Origin of the sequence: Mycobacterium sp. E342, assembly GCF_001667665.1 — a bacterium.
In the GTDB taxonomy this organism is placed as follows: Bacteria; Actinomycetota; Actinomycetes; order Mycobacteriales; family Mycobacteriaceae; genus Mycobacterium.
The window spans coordinates 46985-61612 of the sequence record NZ_LZJM01000214.1; the positions used below are offsets into that span (position 1 = coordinate 46985).

Here is a 14628-nt window from a genome sequence, read left to right on the forward strand (position 1 = left end):
ATAGCCGCCGATCAGGCCATCAGCTGCGGACCTGGACGTCGTCCAGCCTGGTGACGTCCTTGTCCGACGGCCCGTGGGCCCGGCCGACGTGCGCCTCGGCACGCAGCCGCTCCACCATGTGCGGGTAGTGCAGCTCGAAAGCCGGGCGCTCCGAACGGATCCGGGGCAGTTCGGTGAAGTTGTGCCGCGGCGGCGGGCAACTGGTCGCCCACTCCAGCGAGTTGCCGTAGCCCCACGGGTCATCGACGGTCACGACCTCGCCGTAGCGCCAGCTCTTGAACACGTTCCAGACGAACGGGAACATCGACACGCCCAGGATGAAGGCGCCGATGGTGGACACGATGTTGAGGCCCTGGAAGCCGTCGCTGGCCAGGTAGTCGGCGTAGCGGCGCGGCATACCCATGTCACCCAACCAGTGCTGGACCAGGAACGTGGTGTGGAAGCCGATGAAGGTCAGCCAGAAGTGCAGCTTGCCCAGCCGCTCGTCGAGCAACCGGCCGGTCATCTTCGGGAACCAGAAGTAGACGCCCGCGTAGGTGGCGAACACGATGGTGCCGAAGAGGACGTAGTGGAAGTGCGCCACCACGAAATAGGTGTCGGTGACGTGGAAGTCCAGCGGCGGGCTGGCCAGCATGACGCCGGTCAGACCACCGAGCAGGAAGGTCACCAGGAAGCCCACGGAGAACAGCATCGGGGTCTCGAAGGTGAGTTGCCCCTTCCACATGGTGCCGATCCAGTTGAAGAACTTGATCCCGGTCGGTACCGCGATCAGATACGTCATGAACGAGAAGAACGGCAGCAGAACGGCTCCGGTGGCGAACATGTGGTGGGCCCACACCGCGACCGACAGCGCGGCGATCGACAGCGTCGCGTACACCAGGGTGGTGTAACCGAAGACCGGCTTGCGGGCGAAGACCGGGATGATCTCGGTGACGATCCCGAAGAACGGCAGCGCGATGATGTACACCTCGGGATGGCCGAAGAACCAGAACAGGTGCTGCCACAACAGGACCCCGCCGTTGGCGGCGTCGTACACGTGAGCCCCCAGATGCCGGTCGGCGGCCAGCCCGAACAGCGCGGCGGTCAGGATCGGGAACGCGATCAGGATCAGGATCGACGTCACCAGGATGTTCCACGTGAAAATCGGCATCCGGAACATCGTCATGCCGGGCGCGCGCATGCACACCACGGTGGTGATCATGTTGACCGCACCGAGGATGGTGCCCAGACCCGCGACGATCAGGCCGGTGATCCACAGGTCTCCGCCGGCGCCGGGCGAGTGCACGGCGTCGGACAGCGGCGTGTAGGCCGTCCAGCCGAAGTCCGCGGCCCCACCCGGGACGATGAACCCGGCCGCGGCCGTCAGACCGCCGAAGAGGAAGAGCCAGAACGAGAAGGCGTTGAGCCGCGGGAAGGCCACGTCCGGCGCGCCGATCTGCAGCGGCAGAACCAGGTTGGCGAACCCGAACACGACCGGCGTCGCATACAGCAACAGCATGATCGTGCCGTGCATGGTGAACAGCTGGTTGTACTGCTCGTTCGACAGGAACTGCAGCCCCGGCGCCGCGAGCTCGGTGCGCATCAACAGGGCCATCAGTCCGCCGATGAAGAAGAAGACGAAGCAGGTGACCGTGTACATGATGCCGATCATCTTGTGATCGGTGGTCGTGATCAGTTTGTAGACGAGGTTCCCTTTGGGACCGGTCCGGTCCGGGTACGGACGAACGGCCTCGAGTTCTCCCAAGGGGGGCGCTTCGGCTGTCAACAGCTTCTCCAAACATCCGGATAGGACAGGGGCCCAAAACAGAGCTGACACGAATACTAACCGTCGATCCTGCCGACGTCAGGGCTGGTCCTACAAACTGTCGTAATCGGCTCGGCACCGCGGCGTGTCGTTTCGGCGTGCCGGGCGCGGGGCCGGCAGGTGTTAGCGTTCGACGCGTGCTTTTCGGCGTGACCCGACCCGCGTTCCCGCGAGCGACCGCCGTGCTGGCGGCGGTCGCCGTCACGTGTAGCGGCTGCGGATCCGGCGAGCCCGGCACCAAGGCGAGCACCTCGCTGGTGACGCCGACCACTCAGATCGCGGGGGCCGGCGTGCTCGGGAACGACCGCCGCCCGGACGAGTCGTGCGCGCGCGACGCCGCGGCGGCCGATCCGGGACCGAAGGCGCGGCAGGCGCACAACGCGGCCGGCGTCACCCCGGACGTGGTGCAGGTGCCCGCGGAGCCGCAGCGGATCGTGGTGCTGTCCGGCGATCAGCTCGACGCGCTGTGCGCGCTCGGGCTGCAATCGCGGGTGGTGGCGGCGGCCTTGCCGGACGGGTCGTCCGGCCAGCCCGCCTACCTGGGCAGCGCGGTGCACGGCGTGCCGGGCGTCGGGAGCCGCAGCAACCCCGACCTGGCCGGGATCGCGGCGGCCCACCCGGACCTCATCCTGGGATCGCAGGGCTTGACGCCCAAGCTGTATCCCCAGCTGGCCGCGATCGCACCGACGGTGTTCACCGCGGCGCCCGGCGCGGCCTGGGAGGACAACCTGCGGGGCGTGGGCGGCGCGACGGCGCGCGGTGGCGCGGTGGACGCGCTGCTCAACGGCTTTTCCCAGCGGGCCGGCGACGTCGGCGCCCGGCATGACGCGTCCCACTTTCAGGCGTCCATCGTGCAGTTCACCACCGACACGATCCGGGTCTACGGCACCAACAACTTCCCGGCCAGCGTGCTCGGCGCCGTCGGCGTGGACCGGCCGGCGTCGCAGCGGTTCACCGACAAGCCGTACATCGAGATCCGGGCGACCGACGACGACCTGGCCAAGAACCCGGACCTGTCCGCCGCCGACGCCGACGTCGTCTACGTGTCGTGTGCGTCACCGGCGGCCGCCCAGCGTGCCGCCACGGTGCTGGACAGCAATTCGTGGCGCAAGCTGTCCGCGAACCACGACAACCGCGTCTACATCGTCAACGACGAGGTGTGGCAGACCGGCGAGGGCCTGATCGCGGCCCGCGGCATCGTCGACGACCTGCGCCTGGTGAATGCCCCGATCAATTAGCAACTCGGCGGGCGGTCACCCGCCGTCCTAAGGTGATGACGAGTGGCCACCGGTGGCCCGGGAACATTACCTTAGCTAAACTTTTTACGACGCGACCACATCGAAGAGGGATATTCATGAGCACTGTTTCGGCCTATGCCGCCACGTCGGCAACCGAACCGTTGACCAAGACCACCATCGAACGCCGCGAGCCCGGCCCGCACGACGTGGCGATCGACATCAAGTTCGCCGGGATCTGCCACTCCGACATCCACACCGTCAAGGCCGAGTGGGGCACGCCGAATTACCCGGTGGTGCCCGGCCATGAGATCGCGGGCGTGGTGAGCGAGGTCGGTTCCGCGGTCACCAAGTACAAGGTCGGCGACCACGTCGGCGTGGGCTGCATGGTGAACTCCTGCGGTCAGTGCAGCAGTTGCAAGGCCGGGCTCGAGCAGTACTGCAAGCCGGGCGCGACCTTCACCTACAACTCCATCGACAAGGACGGCACGTCGACCCAGGGCGGCTACAGCCAGGCGGTTGTCGTCGACGAGAACTTCGTGGTGCGCATCCCCGACTCGCTGCCGCTGGACAAGGCGGCGCCGCTGCTGTGCGCGGGCATCACGCTGTTCTCGCCGCTGCGGCACTGGAAGGCCGGCGAGGGCACCCGGCTGGCGATCATCGGGCTGGGCGGCCTGGGGCACATGGGCGTCAAGCTGGGCGCGGCGATGGGCGCCGAGGTGACGGTGCTGTCGCAGTCGCTGAAGAAGATGGAGGACGGGCTGCGCCTGGGCGCGAGCCACTACTACGCGACCGCCGACCCCGACACCTTCAAGAAGCTGCGTGGCAGCTTCGACCTGATCCTGAACACCGTCTCGGCGAACCTGAAACTGAACGACTACCTCAACCTGCTCGACGTCGACGGCACCCTGGTCGAACTGGGCATCCCGGAGCACCCCATGGAGGTCGGGGCGTTCCCGCTGGCGCTGGCGCGGCGCAGCCTGTCGGGGTCCAACATCGGCGGGATCGCCGAAACCCAGGAGATGCTTGACTTCTGCGCCGAGCACGACGTGACGCCCGAAATCGAGCTGATCGAGCCGGATTACATCAACGAGGCCTACGAGCGGGTCCTGGCGAGCGACGTCCGCTACCGGTTCGTCATCGACATCTCGAAGCTATGAGGCGACCTCTGACGGTTCTTCGGGCGCGCAGTTACGGGCAACCAGTTCGGCCGCCTCGGCGTGCTCGTCGTCGGGGACAACCTCGCTGACGTCGATGCCGGCCAACGGCCAGCCGGCCGCGGCCAGCGTGGCGGCCACCCGGATGATGTTTTCCTTGCCGGCGTCGAATTGCGTCATGTCGGAGATGAATTCGGCGATCTCGTCGCGATCGATCGGGTGATCGATCGTCTCGGGAGACCCTTCCTTCGCGGTGATGTGGCGCACCACCTCGCGGATCTGGTCTTCGGTCAGCGGTGTGCTGCGCAGCAAGGCCATCAACGGCACGCGGTCCGGGCCGGGAACGCCGTTCGGGTAGCCGACCTGCAGCCACTGAATCACTGAGCGGCAGAAATGGTGGCGGTGATCCTTCTCAGGGGAGGCGGGTTTCGTCACCAGAACAGTGTCGGGCAGCGGCATCACCCGCGCTAGCGAGGCGTCACTGGATCCCCACAATTCACATGCCGTTCATTACCCGAACATGTCCGGCGCTTGCGCTTAATGGCCCGATTTGTCGTCGTCGATCCCTACCATCGAGGCGTGCTCAACGCGCTGGTGGTCATCCCGCTGGCCTGCGGGCTGTTGGTCGGCATCGTCGAGCACAGCGCGGGGATGGCGTTCGTGGCGTTCTACCTGACGGTGCTGCTCGAGGCGCTCGTCGGCTGGGCAACCAACCGCCGATGGCCGCGCGCAGGCCGCGCCACGCTGGCCACCGTTGACGCCATGGACGGGGTCGAATTCGAGCGCTATGTCGCCGCGCGGCTGCGCCGCGCCGGTTGGCGGGTGACGTTCACCCCGCCGGTCGGGGACTACGGCGTGGACCTGATCGCCGAGAGGGACGGCCACTCCGTGGCGGTCCAGTGCAAGCGTTACGGCCAATCGGTGGGCGTGGCTGCCGTGCAGCAGGTGGTATCCGGCGCCCGCCACCACGGGTGCACCAGGAGCATCGTGGTCAGCAACCGCGAATTCACAAGGGCCGCAAAACAATTGGCGCACACCCACGGCTGCCAATTGATCGGCCGTAAGGTCTTGCAGGGCTGGGTGGCGCCGCCCACAGGAAGCGCCAAGGATGCTGCGGGAAGAAAACCGGCTCAGCCGGTGTATGAATAGAAGATCGGGCCGGCCCCAGTCCCTCCCCCCCGACGGTGCGGCCGGCCCGATTCTCAATCCACGTGCGGCTTTAGAAGTCCCAGTCCTCGTCCTCGGTGACGACGGCCTTGCCGATCACGTACGAGCTGCCCGAACCGGAGAAGAAGTCGTGGTTCTCGTCGGCGTTGGGTGAGAGCGCCGACAGGATCGCCGGGTTGACGTCGGTCTCGTCCCGCGGAAACAGCGCCTCGTAACCGAGGTTCATCAGCGCCTTGTTGGCGTTGTAGCGCAGGAACTTCTTGACATCCTCGGTCAGCCCGACCTCGTCGTAGAGGTCCTGGGTGTACTCCACCTCGTTGTCGTAGAGCTCGAACAGCAGCTCGTAGGTGTAGTCCTTGAGCTCGGCGCGCTTGGCCTCGTCGACCAGCGCCAGCCCACGCTGGTACTTGTAGCCGATGTAATACCCGTGCACCGCCTCGTCGCGGATGATGAGCCGGATCATGTCCGCGGTGTTGGTCAGCTTGGCCCGGCTCGACCAGTACATGGGCAGGTAGAAGCCGGAGTAGAACAGGAAGCTTTCCAGCAGCGTGGAGGCCACCTTGCGCTTGAGCGGCTCGTCGCCCTTGTAGTACTGCATGACGATCTCGGCCTTGCGCTGCAGGTTGGGGTTCTCCTCCGACCAGCGGAAGGCGTCGTCGATCTCGGCGGTCGAGCACAGCGTGGAGAAGATGTTGCTGTAGCTGCGCGCGTGCACCGACTCCATGAAGGCGATGTTGGTGTAGACGGCCTCCTCGTGCGGGGTCAGCGCATCGGGGATCAGGCTGACCGCCCCCACCGTGCCCTGGATGGTGTCCAGCAGCGTCAGCCCGGTGAACACCCGCATGGTCATCTGCTTCTCGTGAGCGGTCAGCGTGCCCCACGACGGCAGGTCGTTGGACACCGGCACCTTCTCGGGCAGCCAGAAGTTTCCGGTCAGCCGGTCCCAGACCTCGGCGTCCTTGTCGTCCTGCAGCCGGTTCCAGTTGATCGCCGAAACGCGGTCAATCAGCTTCATGTTCTCGGTCACCAGAACCCCACTTCACACGCCGTTTTGCCTGCGGTTTGACTAGAGCTCAAACACTACCCCTGGGGTACGACAAGCCGTGGCAACACAACAAGTTGTGTTTTCCGTGTCGCAACCGCTTTGCGAGCCGCGATTCCGCGCGAGGTGCTGTTCAACCCGACGCGGAAGATGTACCATTTGGTACATGTTCACCGAAGACAGCGTCGAGATCGACGCGCCGCCGCAGCTGGTGTGGGACGTCTTCAGCGATGTGCAGCGCTGGCCGGAGTGGACGGCCTCGGTGACTTCGCTGGTTGGGCGGGACGGGCCCACGCTCGAGGTCGGCAAACGGTTCACGATCAAGCAGCCCGGCATGGCGAAGCTGGTGTGGCAGGTCACCGAGATCGAACCGGGCTCCTCGTGGACCTGGGTCCAACGCTCCCCCGGCGTGCGCGTGAGCGCCCGGCACGACGTCATCCCGCAACCCGGAGGCCGCACCCTGGTGCGCCAGCAACTGGATCAGGGCGGCGCGCTCGGCGCATTGGTTGGTCGGCTGATGGTCAACAAGACCAAGCGATTCCTCAAACTCGAGGCTCAAGGACTCAAGGCCCGGTCTGAGCGGCTCAGCCGCGCCGATGGCCCGAGCTGATTCCGAACGGCGCCGAGACCTGCTCGACGCGCTCGTCGACGAGTTCGCGGCGGGCGGCGTCGGCGACCGCTCCTTGCGTGACGTGGCCGCCGCGGTGGGCACCAGCCATCGAATGCTGTTGCACCACTTCGGATCTCGAGAGGGCCTGCTGCTTGCGGTGGTCGAAGAGGTCGAGCGCCGGCAGATGGGCGTCCTGGCCGGCCTCCCCACGACACCGGCGGAAGGTTTCGCCGCCATGTGGGCCGACGTCCGCCGTCCCGAGCTCCGCCAGTGGGAGCGCCTCTTCTTCGAGTGCTACGCGCGCGCGGCCCAGAGCGAAAAGGCTTTCGCGCGTATGGTTCCCGGCGCCGTCGACGAGTGGCTCGCGGAGATCGAGGCCGTCACCGACGGTCCGGTCGACCCGGCCATGGCGCGGCTCGGGCTGGCCGTGATCCGCGGCCTGCTGCTGGACCTGGTGGCCACCGACGACGACGCGGGCGTCGACGCGGCCGCGCAGGCCTTCGTGAGCCTGCTAGGCGGTCGCGACCTCACGGCCGGCACGTGATCCCGCCCCGAAGAACTGATACTCCTCGGGCTTGATCGAGCGGGTGTCGCGCCAGTACTCCCAGGTGTAGCCACCCCACAGCACCGTGTTCTTGCCGTGCTCGTCGAGGTACCAGCTGCTGCATCCGCCGCTGTTCCACACCGAATGCCCCAGCCTGCGCTGCAACTCGTCGTTGAAGGCGTCCTGGGCGGCGCGCGTCGGCGCCAGCGCCTGTGCGCCCCGCTTGTCGCAGGCCTTGATCGCGCTGGCGACGTAGCGGATCTGGGACTCGATCATGAAGACGACCGAGTTGTGGCCCAGCCCGGTGTTCGGGCCCAGCAGGAAGAACAGGTTGGGCATGTCGGCGACGGTGATGCCGCGGTGCGCGGCGATGCCCTCCCGGTTCCAGCGGTCCACCAGGTCCTCACCGTTGTGCCCCTTGATCTGCACGTAGGTGTAGGAGTCGGTGACGTGGAATCCGGTGCCGTAGACGATCACGTCGACCTCGCGCTCGGTGCCGTCGGCGGTGACGATGCCGGTGGGCGTGATCCGCTCGATGTGGTCGGTGATCAATTCGGTCTTCGGGTCCGCGACCGCGGGATAGTAGGTCGAGGAGTTCAGGATTCGCTTACACCCGATCCGGTAGTGCGGGGTCAGCTTGCGACGCAGCTCGCGATCCTTGACCGATCGGCGAATGTTGTATTTGACGTAGGCCTCGATGAACTTCAAGGCGTTGGGGCGCTTGGTCATACCGACGGCCAAGGCCTCCTGACCCCAATAGATCACCGCACGCACCAGCGCCCGCAGGCCGGGGACGTTGGCCATCGCCCGTCGCAGCGCCACCGGGATCTCGGGGTTGGAGCGCGGCACCACCCAGGGCGGAGTGCGTTGGTAGAGCTGCAATTCGGCGACCTGCCCGACGATCTCCGGCACGATCTGAATGGCGCTGGCGCCGGTCCCGATCACCGCCACCCGCTTGCCGGTGAGGTCGACGGTGTGGTCCCACTCCGCGGAATGGAAAGCGGGACCGCGGAATTCGTCACGGCCCTCGATGTCGGGCATGGCCGGGATGTGCAGCGCGCCCGCGCCCGAGATCAGGAACTGCCCGACGAACTCGCGGCCGTCTTTGGTGAAGACGTGCCAGCGCTGCTCGTCGTCGTCCCAATGGGCCCGATCCACGTGCGAATTGAACTGGATGTAGCGGCGCAACCCGTACTTCTCGGTGACTCCCTTCAGGTAGTCCCAGATCTCGGGCTGATACGAGAACGGGTTGCGCCAGTCGGGCTTGGGCTCGAACGAGAACGAGTACAGATGCGACGGGATGTCGCAGGCGCAGCCGGGATAGCTGTTGTCGCGCCACGTGCCGCCGACGTCGTCGAACTTCTCCAGGATGACGAAGTCCACGCCCTGCTGTTGCAGCTTGATCGCCATTCCCAGGCCGGAGAACCCCGTCCCGATGATGATGGCGCGCGCGTGGACGGGCCGGTGCGCGGATACCGGTTCGGCTTGTGTCACAACGTCGGTCACGGTGTATCGGTCTTCCTGTCAGCTTGCGCAAATACCCAGTACCCAGGGTATCGGATGGCAAGAGTGTCGACGATCGCCGGAACGATGTCAACGTGCCGAAAGTCCTCAGCTTGCCGCGGGGTTGCTGGGCACCACGCTATGAATCGGCTGGTCGGGGTCCATACGGATGCCGAGCGCCTCGGCGGTCCCGACGATCATCCCAACCATGATCGTCGTCAGGTGGGCGACGAACTGCTCGCGCGGCATGCGGCGCGGGCTGTCGGCGTCGGGTCCCAGCCACCATTCAGTGGCCGACGCCGCCGACCCGAATGCCGCGTTCCCGGCCAGTTCGAAAGCCGCGTGGTCCAGTTCCATCTCCCGCAGTTCGTTGTCGAACATGTCGGCCACGGCCAGGGTGATCCCACGGCCCTCGTTGAGGATCTGCGGGCTCGCCGCGGAGCGACCCTGGATGAAGACCCGCAGCACGTTGGGATGCTGGTCGACCAGGTTGACGTACTCCTCGACGGCACGACGGATCACCTCGCGGGAGGAGTCGGTCTTCAGGTCGATCGACGGGAAGATGGCCGCCCACAGCATGTCGCGCAGCCGTTCCCCGATGGCCTGGAACAGATCGGCCTTGTCGTGAAAATGCCGGTAGATCTTCGGCTTGGCGGTGCCGGCCTCCTCGGCGATCTCCCGCACGCTCAGCTCGGGGCCCAGGCGGTCGATGGCGCGAAAGGCCGCGTCCACGATTTCGCCGCGCACCTTCTTGCGGTGTTCGCGCCAACGCTCGCTGCGCGCGTCGACCTTGACCCCGGGCGGCTTGACGCTGGGGTGGGGTGGTCGCGGAATTCTCACCACGTCATGCACCATACCCCTCTGACAACCGTTTGAGCCGCTGACCTGGGCAGACTGCGCGCCAGCGGCCCCTGGGCCGGCGTCAGAGCATGCAGGACACGCAGCCCTCGACCTCGGTGCCCTCCAAAGCCATCTGCCGCAGCCGGATGTAGTAGAGCGTCTTGATGCCCTTGCGCCAGGCGTAGATCTGCGCCTTGTTCACGTCGCGGGTGGTGGCCGTGTCCTTGAAGAACAGCGTCAGGCTCAGTCCCTGGTCGACGTGCTGGGTGGCCGCGGCGTAGGTGTCGATGACCTTCTCGTAGCCGATCTCGTAGGCGTCCTGGAAGTACTCCAGGTTGTCGTTGGTCATGTAGGGCGCCGGGTAGTAGACGCGGCCGATCTTGCCTTCCTTGCGGATCTCGACCTTGCTGGCGATCGGGTGGATCGAGCTCGTCGAGTGGTTGATGTAGGAGATCGACCCGGTCGGCGGGACGGCCTGCAGGTTCTGGTTGTAGATGCCGTGTGCCTGCACCGACTCCTTCAACCGCTTCCAGTCGTCCTGAGTCGGAATCCGGATGTCCGCGTCGGCGAACAGCTGACGCACCTTGTCGGTCTGCGGCTCCCACACCTGGTCGGTGTACTTGTCGAAGAACTCGCCCGAGGCGTACTTCGACCGCTCGAAACCGCCGAACGCCCTGCCCCGTTCGATGGCGATGCGGTTCGACGCCCGCAGCGCGTGGTAGAGCACCGTGTAGAAGTAGATGTTGGTGAAGTCGATGCCCTCTTCGGAACCGTAGAAGATGCGCTCGCGCGCGAGGTAGCCGTGCAGGTTCATCTGCCCCAGGCCGATCGCGTGGGATTCGTTGTTGCCCTGCTCGATTGAGGGCACCGACGTGATGTGCGTCTGGTCGCTCACCGCGGTCAACGCGCGGATGGCCACCTCGATGGTCTGCGCGAAGTCCGGCGAGTCCATCGCCTTGGCGATGTTCAGCGAGCCGAGGTTGCACGAAATGTCCTTGCCCACCTTGGCATACGAGAGGTCATCGTTGAACAGCGACGGCGTCGACACCTGCAGGATCTCCGAGCACAGGTTCGAGTGCGTGATCTTGCCCTCGACCGGGTTGGCCCGGTTCACCGTGTCCTCGAACATGATGTAGGGGTAGCCCGACTCGAACTGCAACTCGGCCAGCGTCTGGAAGAACTCGCGCGCCTTGATCTTCGTCTTGCGGATGCGCGCGTCGTCGACCATCTCGTAGTACTTCTCGGTCACCGAGATGTCGGCGAACGGCAGGCCGTAGACGCGCTCGACGTCGTACGGCGAGAACAGGTACATGTCCTCGTTCTTCTTGGCCAGCTCGAAGGTGATGTCGGGGATCACCACGCCCAGGCTCAGCGTTTTGATCCGGATCTTCTCGTCGGCGTTCTCGCGCTTGGTGTCCAGGAAGCGGTAAATGTCGGGGTGGTGCGCGTGCAGGTACACCGCGCCGGCGCCCTGGCGCGCGCCCAACTGGTTGGCGTAGGAGAACGAATCCTCGAGCAGTTTCATGATGGGTATGACGCCCGAGGACTGGTTCTCGATGTTCTTGATCGGCGCGCCGTGCTCGCGAATGTTGCTCAGCAGCAAGGCGACTCCCCCGCCGCGCTTGGACAGCTGCAGCGCGGAGTTGATCGATCGTCCGATCGACTCCATGTTGTCCTCGATGCGCAACAGGAAGCAGCTCACCGGCTCGCCGCGCTGCTTCTTGCCGGAGTTGAGAAACGTCGGGGTGGCCGGCTGGAAGCGGCCGTCGATGATCTCGTCGACCAGCTTCTCGGCCAGCCCGGTGTCACCGGCCGCCAGTGTCAGCGCCACCATGACCACGCGGTCCTCGAAGCGCTCCAGGTAGCGCTTACCGTCGAACGTCTTCAGCGTGTAGGAGGTGTAGTACTTGAACGCGCCGAGGAAGGTCGGGAACCGGAACTTCTTGGCATAGGCGCGGTCCAGGAGCTCCTTGACGAAGTTGCGCGAGTACTGGTCGAGAACCTCACGCTCGTAATAGTTCTCGCGGATCAGGTAGTCGAGCTTCTCGTCCTGGTTGTGGAAGAAGACCGTGTTCTGGTTGACGTGCTGCAGGAAGTACTGGCGCGCCGCCAGCACGTCCTTGTCGAACTGGATCTTGCCGTCGGCGTCGTACAGATTGAGCATCGCGTTCAGCGCGTGGTAGTCCGTTTCACCGGGCAACGCGTGCGCGCCGGACGTTACAGGCTCTGCAGTGACGGTTGGTGGCACGTCTGTTCCTTCCAGAATTCTTCCAAGCCCGCGCGGACGGCCTCCACGTCGTCCGGGGTGCCCATCAGTTCGAAGCGGTAAAGGTAGGGGACGCCGCATTTGCGGGAGATCACGTTGCCCGCGTAGGCGAATTCGGCGCCGAAGTTGTTGTTGCCCGCCGCGATGACGCCGCGGATCAACGACCGGTTGTGCTCGTTGTTCAGGAATGCGATGACCTGCTTGGGCACATAGCCACCGGCGTTGAGGTCGGGGGTGGCCCGGCCGCCGCCGTAGGTCGGCACGATCAGCACGTATGGCTCGTCGACCTCGATGCGGCCGTGCAGCGGTATCCGCGTGGCGGGAACACCCAGCTTCTGCACGAAGCGGTGGGTGTTCTCCGACACGGAGGAGAAATAGACCAGGCTGCGCCGCGTGATGTCCATGGCACCGCAACCTCCTTCTTACCTAGCGTCTGCCGCCAACCACTCAGGCGCTGAGCGCCGCTTCCGCCAGCGCCTTGATGCGGTCCGGGCGGAACCCCGACCAGTGCTCGTTTTCGGCCACCACCACGGGTGCCTGCAGGTACCCCAGCGCCATCACGTAGTCGCGCGCCTCGTTGTCCAGCGTGATGTCGACCTTCTCGTAGCCGATGCCCTGCTTGTCCAGGGCCTTGAACGTGGCGCTGCACTGCACGCATGCCGGCTTGGTGTACACGGTGATGCTCATAGAAGCCGCTCCTTTGCGGAAGGTGGGACTTGTCACGGACTGGCAACTACTCGGTACTACGTCTTCGCTGTGTTTCAGCGGCCCGCCAAGCCCCCACATTCCCGTCGTGCGGTCGTCGGGGTCGAACGACCCGTCGAGCCGATTTCGGGTGGTGAACCAGGCCCCGGTCGGGCTGGTGAACCTGGGATCTGCCGGTGCTCGAAACACTACACCTAGTGGCCGACAAGATGACCAGATACAAGATGTTCTGAATAACATTTCTGAAATTCGCTGGTCGTAAGCCTTTCGGCCGACACGCGCCCGGCGTGTCGCAGGTCACATTCTTGGATGGAGCCGCCCATGCGAATCGTTGTATCACCGGCCACCGACATCTCCCGGCGACACCCGCCAAAGCCGCCGCTCCCGGCCCGCCCGGTGCGCCGCCAGCAAAGCCGCCAGCCAATGGCTGGCGGCTTTGGCTATCCGGTCACCGCAACCTCGCTGGTCACCCGGTGACCGGCTTGTGAACTTCGGCCAATCAGCCGACCTCGGCGATCAGCTTCCCGACCGCATCGCGCACGTTCTCCGAGAGCTCGGCGTGCTCCGCGGGCGCCTTGCCCTCCAGCGTCTTGAACGGAACGGACAGCTTGATCGACTCCGCCACCCGGGCCCCGGCGATCCCGAAGGCCTTCCGGGTCTCGTCGTGCGCCCAGACCCCGCCGTACTGGCCGAAGGAGCCCCCGATCACCGCCAGCGGCTTGCCCTTCAGCGCGCCGTCGCCGAACGGGCGGGACAGCCAGTCGATCGCGTTCTTGATGACGGCCGGGTAGCTGCCGTTGTACTCCGGGGTGACCACCAGCGCGGCGTCGGCCTCGGCCGCCGCGGTGCGCAGGGCGGTCACCGGGGCCAACGGCGGCGCGTCGGTGTTCATCGCGTCGTCGATCTCCTCGTTGTAGAACGGCAGCTCGGCGAGCCCTTCGAAGATCGTGACGGTGACGTCGCCCGGCGCGACGTCCGCCGCCAGCTCGGCGATCTGCCGGTTCACTGAGGCCGCCCGCAGGCTCCCCACCAACGCCAAGATTTTGGTTGCCACAGTAAAGTCCCCTTCGGTTGTTGATCTACATCCTCGCACCCGCCAACCGGACTACGGTCCGATTTATTCCGGCGGCATTAAAGTGCAGTCATGAGCGAACGGTTGGGCGGGCTTCCCGTGTTCGCTCCGCAGGTGGTTCACCAAGAGCGGGGCGACGCGGCGCGCAACCGTGCCCTGTTGCTCCAGGCTGCCCGAAATCTGGTCGCCGAGCACGGCGCCGATGCGGTCACCATGGACGACATCGCCACGGCCGCCGGGGTCGGCAAGGGCACGCTCTTCCGCCGGTTCGGCAGCCGCGCCGGACTGATGATGGTGCTGCTCGACGAAGACGAGCAAGCGAGTCAGCAGGCGTTTCTGTTCGGGCCGCCGCCCTTGGGCCCCGGCGCGCCGCCGACGGATCGGCTGGTGGCGTTCGGCCGCGAGCGGATTCGGTTCACGCACAACCACCGCGAGCTGCTGTCGGCGGTCAATCGTGATCCGCAAAGCCGCCACAACGCGCCGGCGATGGTGCAGCGCACCCACGTGCGGATCTTGCTCAAGGCCGCCGAGTCCACCGGCGACCTCGATGTGCAGACCGACGCCTTGCTGGCGCTGCTGGACGTGGACTACATCGAACACCAGCTCGCCGAGGGCGGCCACACCCTACAGACGCTCGGCGACGCATGGGAAAGCCTGGCGCGCAAGCTTTGTGGACGGTGACC

Annotated in this window: 15 protein-coding genes; 6 read left to right on the plus strand and 9 right to left on the minus strand. The window is 65.8% G+C overall.

Going from position 1 to position 14628, the window contains the following annotated elements:
* Positions 1-19: 19 nt before the first annotated feature.
* Entirely contained in the window at positions 20-1765 is a 1746-nt protein-coding gene (gene ctaD / locus A5692_RS16265) for a cytochrome c oxidase subunit I (RefSeq protein WP_068057691.1), read from the minus strand.
* A gap of 176 nt (positions 1766-1941) precedes the next feature.
* Here ctaD and A5692_RS16270 point away from each other — a divergent pair, with 176 nt between their 5' ends.
* Both A5692_RS16270 and A5692_RS16275 read left to right on the plus strand, forming a co-directional pair.
* Positions 1942-3042 carry an iron-siderophore ABC transporter substrate-binding protein gene (locus A5692_RS16270; RefSeq protein ID WP_068057633.1) on the plus strand — a complete coding sequence of 367 codons (1101 nt, stop codon included), beginning with the start codon at positions 1942-1944 and terminating at the stop codon, positions 3040-3042.
* A gap of 116 nt (positions 3043-3158) precedes the next feature.
* Positions 3159-4199, plus strand: a complete 1041-nt coding sequence (locus tag A5692_RS16275; RefSeq protein WP_068057634.1) for an NAD(P)-dependent alcohol dehydrogenase — start codon at positions 3159-3161, stop codon at positions 4197-4199.
* Here the strand turns inward: A5692_RS16275 and A5692_RS16280 are convergent.
* Entirely contained in the window at positions 4194-4577 is a 384-nt protein-coding gene (locus tag A5692_RS16280) for a DUF3349 domain-containing protein (RefSeq protein ID WP_068057635.1), read from the minus strand. The genes A5692_RS16275 and A5692_RS16280 overlap by 6 nt on opposite strands.
* Before the next feature lie 198 nt (positions 4578-4775).
* Here A5692_RS16280 and A5692_RS16285 point away from each other — a divergent pair, with 198 nt between their 5' ends.
* Positions 4776-5345 (plus strand): restriction endonuclease, encoded by a 570-nt coding sequence (locus tag A5692_RS16285; RefSeq protein ID WP_231984342.1) that lies wholly within the window; start codon positions 4776-4778, stop codon positions 5343-5345.
* Positions 5346-5415: 70 nt separating this feature from the next.
* Here A5692_RS16285 and nrdF read toward each other — a convergent pair whose 3' ends face one another.
* Positions 5416-6390 (minus strand): class 1b ribonucleoside-diphosphate reductase subunit beta, encoded by a 975-nt coding sequence (gene nrdF / locus A5692_RS16290; protein ID WP_197514482.1) that lies wholly within the window; start codon positions 6388-6390, stop codon positions 5416-5418.
* A 181-nt stretch (positions 6391-6571) separates the two neighbouring features.
* Between nrdF and A5692_RS16295 the strand changes: the two genes are divergently transcribed.
* Positions 6572-7015, plus strand: a complete 444-nt coding sequence (locus A5692_RS16295; RefSeq protein ID WP_068057639.1) for an SRPBCC family protein — start codon at positions 6572-6574, stop codon at positions 7013-7015.
* Positions 7002-7559: a TetR/AcrR family transcriptional regulator gene (locus tag A5692_RS16300; protein WP_068057640.1), complete on the plus strand. Its 558-nt coding sequence runs from the start codon at positions 7002-7004 to the stop codon at positions 7557-7559. The genes A5692_RS16295 and A5692_RS16300 overlap by 14 nt, the downstream gene beginning before the upstream one ends.
* Here the strand turns inward: A5692_RS16300 and A5692_RS16305 are convergent.
* The 6 genes from A5692_RS16305 to A5692_RS16330 all read right to left on the minus strand — a co-directional run bounded on the left by A5692_RS16305 (position 7527) and on the right by A5692_RS16330 (position 13927).
* Positions 7527-9065: an NAD(P)/FAD-dependent oxidoreductase gene (locus tag A5692_RS16305; protein WP_068057641.1), complete on the minus strand. Its 1539-nt coding sequence runs from the start codon at positions 9063-9065 to the stop codon at positions 7527-7529. The genes A5692_RS16300 and A5692_RS16305 overlap by 33 nt on opposite strands.
* A 105-nt stretch (positions 9066-9170) precedes the next feature.
* Positions 9171-9905, minus strand: coding sequence for a TetR/AcrR family transcriptional regulator (locus A5692_RS16310; RefSeq protein ID WP_156766116.1), 735 nt, complete (start codon positions 9903-9905; stop codon positions 9171-9173).
* Between the two features lie 79 nt (positions 9906-9984).
* A complete protein-coding gene (nrdE, locus tag A5692_RS16315; RefSeq protein WP_068057643.1) occupies positions 9985-12150 on the minus strand; it encodes a class 1b ribonucleoside-diphosphate reductase subunit alpha in 2166 nt (721 codons plus the stop codon).
* Complete coding sequence (gene nrdI, locus A5692_RS16320) at positions 12120-12572, minus strand: class Ib ribonucleoside-diphosphate reductase assembly flavoprotein NrdI (protein ID WP_068057645.1); 453 nt, start codon at positions 12570-12572, stop codon at positions 12120-12122. Before nrdI ends, nrdE begins: the two co-directional genes overlap by 31 nt.
* Positions 12573-12615: 43 nt before the next feature.
* Complete coding sequence (gene nrdH, locus A5692_RS16325; protein ID WP_068057647.1) at positions 12616-12855, minus strand: glutaredoxin-like protein NrdH; 240 nt, start codon at positions 12853-12855, stop codon at positions 12616-12618.
* Between the two features lie 517 nt (positions 12856-13372).
* Complete coding sequence (locus A5692_RS16330) at positions 13373-13927, minus strand: NAD(P)H-dependent oxidoreductase (RefSeq protein ID WP_068057649.1); 555 nt, start codon at positions 13925-13927, stop codon at positions 13373-13375.
* Positions 13928-14017: 90 nt separating this feature from the next.
* Between A5692_RS16330 and A5692_RS16335 the strand changes: the two genes are divergently transcribed.
* Positions 14018-14626: a TetR/AcrR family transcriptional regulator gene (locus tag A5692_RS16335; RefSeq protein WP_068057650.1), complete on the plus strand. Its 609-nt coding sequence runs from the start codon at positions 14018-14020 to the stop codon at positions 14624-14626.
* The last annotated feature ends 2 nt before the right edge of the window (positions 14627-14628 follow it).

Coding starts and splice junctions, on each gene's coding strand:
- A5692_RS16335 (WP_068057650.1), top strand. CDS start 14,018: ATGAGCGAACGGTTGGGCGGGCTTCCCGTGTTCGCTCCGCAGGTGGTT.
- A5692_RS16295 (WP_068057639.1), top strand. CDS start 6,572: ATGTTCACCGAAGACAGCGTCGAGATCGACGCGCCGCCGCAGCTGGTG.
- nrdH (WP_068057647.1), bottom strand. CDS start 12,855: ATGAGCATCACCGTGTACACCAAGCCGGCATGCGTGCAGTGCAGCGCC.
- A5692_RS16300 (WP_068057640.1), top strand. CDS start 7,002: ATGGCCCGAGCTGATTCCGAACGGCGCCGAGACCTGCTCGACGCGCTC.
- nrdI (WP_068057645.1), bottom strand. CDS start 12,572: ATGGACATCACGCGGCGCAGCCTGGTCTATTTCTCCTCCGTGTCGGAG.
- A5692_RS16275 (WP_068057634.1), top strand. CDS start 3,159: ATGAGCACTGTTTCGGCCTATGCCGCCACGTCGGCAACCGAACCGTTG.